This window comes from Actinomadura luzonensis (assembly GCF_022664455.2).
GTDB classification, from domain to species: Bacteria; Actinomycetota; Actinomycetes; order Streptosporangiales; family Streptosporangiaceae; genus Nonomuraea; species Nonomuraea luzonensis.
This window is the reverse complement of the sequence record NZ_JAKRKC020000003.1, coordinates 1-10,862: the sequence shown is the minus strand read 5'-3', so window position 1 is coordinate 10,862 and position 10,862 is coordinate 1. Positions and strand designations below refer to the sequence as shown.

At 76.1% G+C, this 10,862-nt stretch carries 10 protein-coding genes; 4 read left to right on the top strand and 6 right to left on the bottom strand.

The features are described 5' to 3' along the window. Window positions 1-9: 9 nt before the first annotated feature. The gene (locus tag MF672_RS45135; RefSeq protein ID WP_242380146.1) at window positions 10-501 is read right to left on the bottom strand and encodes an Lrp/AsnC family transcriptional regulator; all 492 of its coding nucleotides are present in this window, start codon (window positions 499-501) and stop codon (window positions 10-12) included. A gap of 61 nt (window positions 502-562) precedes the next feature. On the opposite strand from MF672_RS45135, the gene MF672_RS45130 reads away from it, so the two are divergent. After that, window positions 563-1,108, top strand: coding sequence for an RBBP9/YdeN family alpha/beta hydrolase (locus MF672_RS45130; RefSeq protein WP_242380144.1), 546 nt, complete (start codon window positions 563-565; stop codon window positions 1,106-1,108). On the opposite strand, the gene MF672_RS45125 is transcribed toward MF672_RS45130, so the two are convergent. Continuing rightward, the gene (locus MF672_RS45125; protein WP_242380142.1) at window positions 1,098-1,703 is read right to left on the bottom strand and encodes a TetR/AcrR family transcriptional regulator; all 606 of its coding nucleotides are present in this window, start codon (window positions 1,701-1,703) and stop codon (window positions 1,098-1,100) included. The genes MF672_RS45130 and MF672_RS45125 overlap by 11 nt on opposite strands. A gap of 103 nt (window positions 1,704-1,806) precedes the next feature. Between MF672_RS45125 and MF672_RS45120 the strand changes: the two genes are divergently transcribed. The 3 genes from MF672_RS45120 (at window position 1,807) to MF672_RS45110 (ending at window position 4,967) form a co-directional block, all read left to right on the top strand. After that, window positions 1,807-3,243, top strand: a complete 1,437-nt coding sequence (locus MF672_RS45120; RefSeq protein WP_242380139.1) for an MFS transporter — start codon at window positions 1,807-1,809, stop codon at window positions 3,241-3,243. Window positions 3,244-3,328: 85 nt separating this feature from the next. After that, complete coding sequence (locus MF672_RS45115) at window positions 3,329-4,159, top strand: GNAT family N-acetyltransferase (protein ID WP_242380137.1); 831 nt, start codon at window positions 3,329-3,331, stop codon at window positions 4,157-4,159. 106 nt (window positions 4,160-4,265) lie between these two features. Further along, window positions 4,266-4,967 carry a hemerythrin domain-containing protein gene (locus MF672_RS45110; protein ID WP_242380134.1) on the top strand — a complete coding sequence of 234 codons (702 nt, stop codon included), beginning with the start codon at window positions 4,266-4,268 and terminating at the stop codon, window positions 4,965-4,967. Here the strand turns inward: MF672_RS45110 and MF672_RS45105 are convergent. From MF672_RS45105 to MF672_RS45090, 4 genes are all read right to left on the bottom strand, one after another. Next, complete coding sequence (locus tag MF672_RS45105; RefSeq protein WP_242380132.1) at window positions 4,934-8,224, bottom strand: ATP-binding protein; 3,291 nt, start codon at window positions 8,222-8,224, stop codon at window positions 4,934-4,936. The two genes, MF672_RS45110 and MF672_RS45105, sit on opposite strands and share 34 nt — an antisense overlap. Window positions 8,225-8,284: 60 nt before the next feature. Further along, on the bottom strand, window positions 8,285-9,358 hold the full coding sequence (locus MF672_RS45100) for an ABC transporter substrate-binding protein (RefSeq protein ID WP_242380130.1): 1,074 nt from the start codon (window positions 9,356-9,358) through the stop codon (window positions 8,285-8,287). After that, the gene (locus MF672_RS45095) at window positions 9,355-9,888 is read right to left on the bottom strand and encodes a SigE family RNA polymerase sigma factor (RefSeq protein WP_242380128.1); all 534 of its coding nucleotides are present in this window, start codon (window positions 9,886-9,888) and stop codon (window positions 9,355-9,357) included. Before MF672_RS45095 ends, MF672_RS45100 begins: the two co-directional genes overlap by 4 nt. Window positions 9,889-10,032: 144 nt before the next feature. Then, entirely contained in the window at window positions 10,033-10,815 is a 783-nt protein-coding gene (locus tag MF672_RS45090; RefSeq protein ID WP_242380125.1) for an IclR family transcriptional regulator, read from the bottom strand. Window positions 10,816-10,862 lie beyond the last annotated feature (47 nt).

Genomic DNA, 10,862 nt, shown 5'->3' with positions numbered 1-10,862 from the left:
CCGTCCGCGTCAGGGCCGCCGTCTCTCCGGGGACGGCGGCTCGACGGCCTTCGGCTCGTACGCCCGCAGCACCAGCGACGTGGTGACCGGCCCGAAGCGCGCGATGCCGTCCACGACGGCCTCCAGGCGGGCGGCGCCGGCCGTGTGCACGTCGAGCAGGAAGCAGTCCTCGCCGGTGAGCCGGTAGACGCCGACGACCTCGGGCAGGCCGGCGAAGTGCTCCAGGCAGGCCGGGATGCGGGCGTGCGTGGTGCGCAGCCGGATCACCGCGTGGATGGTGAGCCCGAGCCGGGCCGGGTCGACCACCGCCCGGTAGCCGGTGATGATGCCGGCCCGCTCCAGGCGTTTGATCCGGGCCGACACGGCGGGCTGCGACAGGTTGACGCGGCGGCCGAGCTCGGTGACGCCGAGCCGCCCCTCGTTCTGCAGCAGGCCCAGGAGCTCGCGATCGACCGCGTCCAGGGAGTACGGGTCCGATGGTTCCGACGTTCCGCCCGTCATCTGCCTTCCGTTCATCGGCGGCCGGCGACTTCATCCGCTCGCCCGACCCATACTGACGCCCATGCACTACCTGATCATTCCCGGCATCGACGGTTCGGGCGAGGACCACTGGCAGAGCCTCTGGCAGGCCCGATGGGGCGCGGCCGCCACCCGCATCGCCCCGGCCTCCTGGAGCGAGCCGGACCTGGAGGACTGGTGCCGCGCCATCGACCGGGCGGCGGAGGGCGCGGTCCTGCTCGTCGCGCACAGTCTCGGCTGCCTGGCCGCCGCGCACTGGGCGGCCCGGCGGCCGGGGGCGGCGGCCGGGTTGTTCCTCGTGGCCCCGCCCGACCCGGCCGGGCCGGCCTTCCCCGCCGCCGCGGCGCCCACGTTCGTCCCGTTCGTCCCGTCGCCGCCCGGCGTGCCCGGGCTGGTCGTGCACAGCGACGACGACCCCTACTGCACGCCCGAGGCCGCCCGGCGGCTGGCGGCCGGGTGGGAGCTGCCCGCGCTCAGCGTCGGCCCGGCCGGCCACGTCAACGCGGCGAGCGGCCTCGGCGCGTGGGAGGCCGGGCGGGCGCTGCTCACCGCGTTCGCGGCCGGCGTACGGACGCCCGTCAGGAGATGACCCCGGCGCGCGCCGCCGCGAAGGCGGTGGCGGCGGCGCGGTCGGCGGCCCGCTCGTCGAGGGGTTCGCCGGTGTTGAGCAGGGCGTAGTAGAGGGGGGCGGAGACGGCGGCGACGACCCGGTGGGGGTCGGTGCCCGGCGGCACCTCGCCGCGCTCGACGGCGTCGGTGACGCAGCCGGCCCACTCGGCGATGCGGACGGCGTAGAAGCGGTGCAGCGCCGCCGCGGCCTGCTCGTCGCAGAGGGCGGCGGCGATCAGCGCCTTGAACAGGCGTCCCTGGCGGGGGTCGGTGAGGGTCCTGACGACCAGGCGGGCGTTGTCGCGCAGGTCGCGTTCGAGGTCGCCGTTGCGGGAGCGGGGCAGGGAGGTCTCGGCCATCTGCTGGAGCAGGTCGGCGGCGAGGGCGCCGGGGGAGCCCCAGCGGCGGTAGAGGGTGGTCTTGCCGACGCCGGCCTGCCGGGCGATCTCGGCCAGGTCGAGGCCGTAGAAGCCGCGCTCGGCGAGGGTGTCGGCGGTGGCCTGGAGCACGGCCTCGCGGACGCGGGCGGTGCGTCCTCCTGGACGGACGGCGCCGGGTGGTGGCGAGGCTGCCATGAACACTCCTTATCGGGACGGGAGTTCCCTTAAGCCGGGACGGGGTGCTACTGTTCCCTCATCTTAACGGAACTTCTGACCCGTTTATGGAGGCGCTCGCGCCATGACCACCACCCGACCCCTGCCCGCGTCCCTCGGCGAGGCGCCGCCGCGCCACCTGACCGGCCGTCTCAAGGTCACCCTCGCGGTGCTCCTGGTCGCCCAGTTCATGCTGGCCGTCGACTTCTCCATCCTGAACGTCGCCCTGCCCGCCATCGGCGACGACCTCGGCTTCTCCCTGGGCGGCCTCCAGTGGATCGCCACCGCCTTCGCCCTGTGCGCGGCCGGGTTCACCCTCTTCTTCGGCCGCATCGGCGACCTGCTCGGCCGCAGGCGCATCTTCCTCGGCAGCCTCGCCCTGCTCGGCGCGGCCTCGCTCGCCGGCGGCCTGGCCCCCGGCCCGGAGATCCTCATCGTCGCCCGCGTCGCCCAGGGCCTCGCCACCGCCGCCGCCACCCCGGCCGGGCTCGCCCTGCTCACCACGTCCTTCCCCGAAGGGCCGCTGCGGCAGAAGGCCCTCGGCCTGAACGGCGCCCTCATGTCCGCCGGGTTCACCGCCGGGGCCGTGCTCGGCGGCGTCCTGACCGACCTGCTGTCCTGGCGCTGGGCGTTCCTCGTCAACGTGCCCGTCGCCCTCGCCGTGCTCCTCGCCGCCCCCGCCGTCATCGCCGAGTCCCGCCCCGCCGACCGCCCCAAGCTCGACCTGCCCGGCGCGCTCAGCGTGACCCTCGGCCTGCTCGGCGTCGTCTACGGCCTGACGCAGGCGGGCGAGCACGGCTGGACGCACCCGCTCGCCCTCACCGGCCTGCTGGCCGGCGCCGCCCTGCTCGTCGTCTTCCACCGCGTCGAACGCCGCGCCGCCCAGCCGCTCGTGCCGCTGCACGTGCTGCGCCGCCGCACCGTGGCCTGGGGCAACCTGCTCGGCCTGGTCGCCTTCGTCACCGAGACCTCGCTGGTCTACCTGCTCACCCTCTACCTGCAGAAGACCCTCGGCTTCTCCGCCCTCGCCGCCGGGCTGTCGTTCGGCGTGCTCGGGCTCGGCACCGTGGCCGGCGGCCTGCTCGCCCCGAAGGCCATCGCCCGCACCTCGACCGTGACCGTCCTGGCCGGCGGCGGCCTGCTGCAGGCCGTCAGCACCGCCGCCCTGCTGCTGCTCGGCGACACCCCGGCCGCCATGGGGCTGCTGCTGCCCGCCACCTTCCTCGGCGGCGTCGGCAACATGCTGGTCATCGTCGGCTTCATGGTCACCGCCACCACCGGACTGCCCGACCGCCAGCAGGGCCTGGCCACCGGGCTGGCCTCGATGTCGCAGCAGGTCGGCATCACCATGGGCACCCCGATCATGTCCGCGATCGTCACGGCGGCGACGGGCGGCGTCGTGACCGCGGGAGCCGTCCTGCACGGCGTCACCGTCGCGATCGCGGTCAACGCGGCCCTCGTCCTGCTCGGCGTCCTCGCCGCCGTGCTCTTCCTCCGGACGAGGCCGGCGCGGCGGGCCTGACCAGAAGGCTCCAAGCGCCGCCCGAGCCGCCCCCGCGACACTGCGGGACCATAGTCGCCCGACCAACCCCAGCGAGGAGCCGAACGTGAGCATCGAATGGGCGCCGCTGTCCGCCGCCGACCTGCCGGAGCTCGCCGGGCTCGTCCAGCGGTGCCTGGCCCGCGACGGCGGGCTCCCGGCGACCGCGTCCCCGTCCTTCCTGGAACGCAGGTACGTCACGGGCCGGGCGGTCGGCGCGTTCGCCGGCGGGCGGCTGGTCGCCTGCGGGGCCGTCCGTCCCGAGGGGACGGCGACCGGCCTGGTCGATCCCGACCACCGGGGCCGCGGCCTGGGGTCCGCCCTCCTGGACCGGCTGCCCGAGGGCCCGGTCCGGCTGGAGACCGAGTCGCTGACCCCGGAGGCCGACGCGCTCTTCCTGGCCCGCGGCTTCCGGCGGACGTTCGCCGAGGACGTCTGCCGCCGCGACCTGGCCCGTCCCCTCCCGGCCGCCCCTCTCCCGCCGGAGCTGACCGTGGCGGAGTGGTCCGCCGGCACGGAGGAGGCGTTCCACGCGGCCTACTCCGCGTCGTTCGCCGACCGTCCGGGCTTCCCCGGCTGGTCCCGCGAGCAGTGGGTGGACTGGCTGGTGGACGACGAGTTCCTGCCCGGCTGCTCCCTCGTGGCCCGCGAGGCGGACGGCACTCCGGCCGGCTTCGTGGCGTGCGCGGAGGGCTTCCTCATCCAGGTCGGCGCCGTCCCCGCCTGGCGGCGGCGCGGCCTGGCGCGGGCCCTCGCGGTCGCCGCGCTCGGCCGGATGCGCGCCGCCGGCGCGGCCGAGGCGCACCTGGACGTCAACGTGAACAACCCGGCCTCGGCCGCCCTGTTCCGCGGTCTCGGGTTCGAGGTCGTCGCCCGCCGGGCCCGCTACGAGCGCTGAGCGGGCGGCCTTGGGCCGCTCTTGAGGACGATCTTCCAGAGCGGCCCAAGACCCGTCGCGCACGATGGCGGCACCTCGTACGAAGACGGACAGAAGGAGCACCGCCGTGCCGACCACCGCGCACCCCGACGTGCCGCAGATCACGCTCCCCGGCCAGGCCGCCGCCGCGCCGGGACCGCTCGACATGACCAACATGTACCTGGCCCACTACGGCTTCCGCCGCGACCTCGGGCACCTGCTCACCTCGGCGGGCCGGGTCCGCCTCGACGACCGGCGGCGCATCGCCGCGCTGCGCGAGCACCACGCGTGGGTGCTGTTCGTGCTGCACCACCACCACACCGCCGAGGACGAGACGGTCTGGCCCAAGCTGCGCGAGCGCGCCCCGCACGCCGTCGGCGTCATCGACGCCCTGGAGGCCGAGCACGAGGCGTGCGACCACTGGATCGGCGAGAGCACCGACGCCTTCCGCGCCTTCGAGGCGGCGCCGTCCGAGCAGGGCCGCGAGCGGCTCATGACGGCCCTCCGCACGCTGGCCGACATCCTCGGCGCGCACCTGGCGCACGAGGAGAGCGACGGCATCCCGCTGATGATGGCGCACATCACGCCGGAGGAGGACGCGGCCATGCACCAGGGGATACTCAAGGAGTACGGCTTCCGCAAGCTCGTCCGGCTGGTCGGCTGGACCACCTTCGAGCTGCCCGCCGACGCCGAGGCCCACCTGCGCAGGAGCGCGCCCGGCCCGCTGCTGCTCGTCCACCGCCTGACGGGCGGGCGCTACCGGCGGCGCATGGCCGCGCTGTGGGGCTGAGCGGCTGTGGGCCGGGCCAGCTCCCGCTCCACCCGCTCGGCGTGCCGGGCGTGCCGCCGCGCCGCCTCGTCGTCGCCGAGGACCGCGGCGAGCCGCGCCAGCGGCCGGCTGACCGGCCACATGAGCATCCCCAGCCCGGAGATGCCCATCCTCCCGGCGTACGGCGCCGCCTCGGCGTACAGGTCGGCGCAGGCCCGCCGGTCGCCCAGCGCGGCCCACACCTCGCAGCGGATGAGCAGCCAGAACAGGTAGACGAACGTGCGGGGGAGCGGCGGCTGCCGCTCCCACGGCCCGAGCACCCGCCGCGCCTCCTCCGGCCGGCCGGTCACCACCAGGTAGTGGGCGTAGGCGTCCACGTTGAACCGGTCGAGCAACGCGCTGGAGATGTCCTCCGGCGGCGGGACCGCGTCCGCCTCCCCGCGGCGCAGCCGCATGAGCGTGACCTGGTACAACGCGCCGGCCGTGCTCGACTCCGCGCCCCACATCGAGGTGGCCCGGTGCTCGGCGGCCGCGGCCTGGAGCAGCGCCTCGGCGTCCGCCAGGTCGCCGCTGTGCAGCAGCAGGCCGAGCCGCAGCCAGCTCAGGATGATCCGCAGGTACGGCAGGTGCGTGCGCCCGGCCAGCCGCTCCGCCTCGGCCAGCAGCTCCTGGGCCGCCGGCACCCGGCACAGCTCCAGCAGCGTGCCGCCCTGGCAGGTCAGCCCGATCGCGCGCAGCTCGTCGTCGCCCGCCTCCAGCCCGGCGCGGGCCATCTCCTCACCCGCCGCCAGCCGCTGCTCCACCTGGTCGGGGTGCAGCAGCGCGTAGAAGCGGGCGAACAGCACCCGGCCCAGCAGCGTCGCGTCGTTCTCCTCGCGGGCCAGCCGGACCGCCTCGTCGGTCCACCGCTCCCGCTCCTCCGGGGTGCGCCCCGGCTCGTAGTACGTCTGCAGCGCCAGGCAGGCCAGCACCCGGGCCCTGGCCGGCCGCTCCAGCCCCGCGTCGGCGGCCAGCTCCAGCAGGTCGGCCACCAGGTCCGCGTCGTGCTCGCCGTAGACCTTCCACGGCTGCAGGATGCGGCCGCCGTAACCGGTCGCCGCCTCGATCCAGCGCCGCCGGTCGCCCGCCTGCCTGGCCAGGCTCCTGACGCGGGTCAGCTCGGCCTCCTGGCCCACCGCGTCGCCCGCCCCGAACCTGGCCTCGGCCAGCGCGAACAGCAGGTCCATCCGCTCGGCGGGGCCGAGCCCGGGGTCGTCGGCGGCCACCTGCCCGGCCCGCTCCAGCAGCTCCACCGCCACGTCGTACGCGCGCAGCCGCTTGGCCTCCTCGGCCGCCCGCCACGCCGCCCGCCAGGCCCGCGCCGGATGCCCCGCCGGGATCGCCGCGAACCAGTGGTGCGCGGCGGCGGCCAGCCGGTCCACGGCCGAGCCGCCGCTCCGCGCCTCGATCGCGGCGGCCACGGCGGCGTGCAGCCGGGCCCGGCGCAGCACCGGCACCACCTCCGTCAGCGCCTCCTGCACCAGCGCGTGCACGAACAGGAACCGGCCCGGCCGGCCCTCCGCGACCAGCCCGGCGGTCAGGGCCGGCTCCAGCCGGTCGAGCGTCGTGTCCAGGTCGAGCCCGGCGGCCTCGGCCACGATCGTCACGTCGAACTCCCGCCCGGCCACCGCCGCCACCCGCAGCAGCTCGCCGCACGGCTCGGGCAGCCGGTTGACCCTTCCGAGCACGACGTCGCGCACGCCGAGCGGCAGCGCGCCGGGGCCCGGCGCGCCCGGCTCCAGGTAACGCAGCAGCTCGGCCACGAAGAACGGGTTGCCGTTCGTGCGGTCGCGCAGCGCCAGGACGTCGGTGCCGGCCGGGGTCAGCTCCGCCAGGTCGGCCGCCGACAGCCCGGACAGCGGCAGCCGCACCGCCCGCCGGCGCGACAACGCCTCGAACGCCTCGGCCAGCGCGCCCTCCGGGGGCGGCCGGTCGCGGGCGGTGCCGACCACGGCGAGGGCGCCGTCCAGCACGTACTCGGCCAGGTAGCCGAGCAGCCGCAGCGAGGAGCGGTCGGCCCAGTGCAGGTCGTCCAGCACCACCAGCACCGGACGCCGGCCCGCCGTCAGCGCCCGCGCCGCCGCCTCGTAGGTGCGGAAGCGGGCGCCCTCCGGCTCGGCGCCGGTCGCCGAGCCGACGCCGGGCAGGTTCGCGCGCACGTCGGGCGGCAGCGGCGGCAGCGCGTCGGCCAGCCGTTCCAGCACCGTCACCCACGGCCAGAACGCCGGCGCGCCCTCCGTGGCCGCGCACCGCCCCACCGCGACCGTGAAGTCCCGCGCCCTGGCCCGGCCCACCAGCTCCTCGGCCAGCCGCGTCTTGCCGATGCCCGGCTCGCCGGTGATCAGGGCGAACCCCGGCCGGCCCGCCGCCGCCTCGTCCAGCAGCGCGTCCAGGGCGGCCAGCTCCTCGCGCCGGCCAGCGAGGCCCCGCTCGGTGGCGGCCGGCGGCGCCTCGCGCCCCGGTGGGGGCGGCCGGTGCGGCAGCAGCGCGGGCGACTGGCCGAGGATGTCGCGTTCCAGCGCGCGCAGCTCCTCGCCCGGGTCGATGCCCAGCTCCTCGGCCAGGATGCGGCGCGCGGTGCGCAGCGTCTCCAGCGCCTCGCCCTGCCGGCCGCACCGGTAGAGGGCCAGCGCCCGCAGCGCCCACAGGCGTTCGCGCAGCGGGTGCTCGTACGTCAGGGCCTCCAGCTCGCCCAGCAGCTCGCCGTGCCGGTCCTGCCGGATGACGGCGCCGACCCGCAGCTCGCGGGCCCGCTCCCGGGCCTCGCCGAGCCGCGCCCGGACGGCGGCCACCGACGTCTGGTCGTCCAGGTCCTGGTACGGCTCGCCCCGCCACAACGCCAGCGCCTCGTCCGCCAGCCGCTCGGCCTCCGCCGGGTCGCCGGCCGCCTGCTCGGCCTGCCCGACCAGGCGCAGGAACCGGGTGGTGTCCACCTGGCCGGGCTCGACCGCCAGCGCGTAGCCGAGCGGGCCGAACGTCAGCAGCCGGCTCTGCGCCCGCGCCGGACGGCCCGGCTCCAGCAGCCGGCGGAGGTTGGAGACGTAGGAGTGGAGCGACGCCTGCGCCTCGGCCGGCGGCTCCTCGCCCCACAGGCGGTCGATCAGGGCGGCAGGCGCCACCGGCCGGCCCTCCGCCAGCACCAGCGCGCTCACCAGCGCCCGCAGCTTCGGTGATCCGATGCGGCACGGCAGCCCGTCCGCGCCGACGATCTCCAGCGGGCCCAGCACCCGGATGTCCACAGCCTCTACCACTCCCGCGAAGTCGCCTGATCCTACGACAAGAGCGGGCGACGCGGGCCCTCAGCCGGGGGAAGCGATCACGGTCCGCACGTCGATCGGGCCGCGCAGGAACCGGTGCCGCCGCGCGAGGTCGGCCAGCCGTTGCAGCCCCCGCACGTCCAGCCCGACGGGATAGGAGCCGGCGTCGGCCCGCGCCGCCGCGCGCGGGTCGATCCTCAGGTACTTGGGCAGCGTCCTCGCCACCAGCGCGGGATCGGCCGCGATGCGCCGCTGCGCCTTGGCGATCGCGCGCTGGAAGGCCGCCAGGGTGCGGGGGTTGGCCCGCGCCCACTCGCCGGTGGCGGCCCACCCGGAGTCCGGCAGCCCGGCGAACTCCCCGCTCATCGCCTCCTCCAGCACCCGCACCTTCGACGCGCCCGCGGTGACGAACGGCTCGGCCAGCAGCGCCGCCGCGAACCGCCCCCTGTTCAGACCCTTGACCATGTCGGGGTAGCTCGTCTCGGCCAGCTTGACGTCCTGCCTCGCCAGCCCGTGCCGCTCCAGCAGGGCGGTCAGGGCCAGCGTGGGCAGCCCGCTCAGCCCCGGCACCGCGATCCACTTGTCCTTGAGCCCGGACACGTCCCTGATCCGGGAGCCCGCCGGGACGGTGAGCGCCAGGCTCCGGGGCCCGGCCCGGTGCATCCCGCCGACGATCTTGATGTCCTTGCCAAGGGCGTTCGTCGCGAGCGCCGTGCAGTAGTCGCTCTCGACGATCGCGAGGCGCTTCGTGAGGAGCAGGGGGACGCCGGCGGCGCCGGCCTGCACGCTGACCGGCCGCACGGTCAGCCCCTCCGCCGCGAAGTACCCCTCGGACTGCGCCACGAACAGCGGGAGCGCCGCGGCGGTCGGCACCCAGCCGACGTCGACCGTGCTCTGCTCGGGCGGGGCGGGCGGGGAGACCGCGTCCGCGGCGCGGCCGGGCAGCAGCCGGGTCGTGACGGTGCCGGCCAGCACGACCACGACGACCAGGGCGGCCGCCGTGAGCGCCACGAGGTTGCGCCGCCGGCGCCGGTGCAGCTCGTACGCCCGGACGGTCAGGTCCCGCTCGGGCATGTCGTCGGCGATACGGCCGAGCTCGTCGCCTAGCCACGTCATCGGCGGGCCTCCTCGGTACGGTCCGGGCTCTCCAGGGTGGCGAGGCGGGGCGCCAGCTCCGGCGCCAGCGCGCGCAGCCGGGCCAGCGCGTGATGCGTCTGGCTCTTCACCGTGCCGACGGAGCAGCCCATCAGGTCGGCCACGTCGCGCTCGGTGCGGTCCTCGTAGTAGCGCAGCACGAGCACCGTGCGCTGCTTCGGGGTGAGGCGCATGAGCGCCTGGCGCAGGACGATCCGCAGCACGGTCGAGTCCTCCGGCGAATGGGGGCGGTCCGGCAGGTCGCCGCTCGGCAGCTCGCCCGCGGCGCGCCGCCGCCGCCACGAGATGTACTGATTGACCATGGTCCTGCGGGCGTAGGCCTCCGGCCGGTCCATCCCGCGTAACCTCGGCCAGCGGCCGAGCATCCGGACCAGCACGCTCTGCAGCAGGTCCTCGGCCAGGTGGACATCGCCGGTGAGCAGGTACGCCAGGCGCAGCAGCGCGCGCTGATGGGTGTCGGCGAACGCCCGGAAACTGGCATCGCGATCCAACGTCTCTCCTCGGGTCGGTCCCCTTCAAACGCCGCGGGCGACCCGGAAGGTTGGCACCTCGCCTCGCCTTCGACGGCGATCAGGCCGGCGAGGCGGCCCCCGGGGCTCTGCGGCCGGTGGGGGCGAGGGAAGCGGTCATGGGCCTCATGGGCCCGCGCCACCGTCGCGGTGGCCGAGGCTCTGCGAGACGGCGGTCGCGGTGTCCCGCACCGCCGCCGACACGCCGGCCAGGCGACGCTCGTCCACCCGCCGGTCGAGCATGGTGACGCAGACGCAGTGCCGGACGCCGCCGTCGGCGTCCCGGACGGGAGCCGAGACGCCGACCGTGCCCGGCGTGATCTCGCCGTCGCTGACCCAGTAGCCCTGCGCGCGGATGCGGCCGAGCATGTCGCGGATGGCCCCGGGGTCGGTGGGGGTGCGGTCGGTGTAGCGGGGGAGGGGCGCGCCGAGCACCTCCTGGAGGAAGCGTTCGTCCTGGTAGGCGAGCAGGGTCTTGCCGGCGCCCGCGTTGAGGCCGATGGTGTCGCCGATCTCGACGGTGACGGCGGTCTCGGCGTTGATGTCGAGCCGTTCGACGCAGACGTAGCGGTGGCCGCGCAGCGTGTAGAACAGCACGACCTCGCCGGTCTGCTCGGCCAGCCGGATCAGGTGCCGGCGGGCGGTCGTGCGGGGCGCGCGCCGCCCGGCGGCCCGGCCGAGCGCGACGGCGGCCGGGCCCAGCGAGTACGACCCCCGCGCCTCGGCCTGCTCCAGGTAGTGGCGCGCCTCCAGCGACCGCACGATCCGGTGCGTCACCGCCTTGTGGATGCCGAGGTGCTTGGCCAGGTCGGAGACCCGCCACTCGGCCTGGCCGACGAACGCCTCCAGCACCGTCAGCACGCGGTCGACGCCCTGCAGCGACGCGGACCTGGCGGGCTCCTCCGTCACGTCGTCCTCCAAGCGCGCGCGTCAGTCCCGGGAATCACGGTGACCAT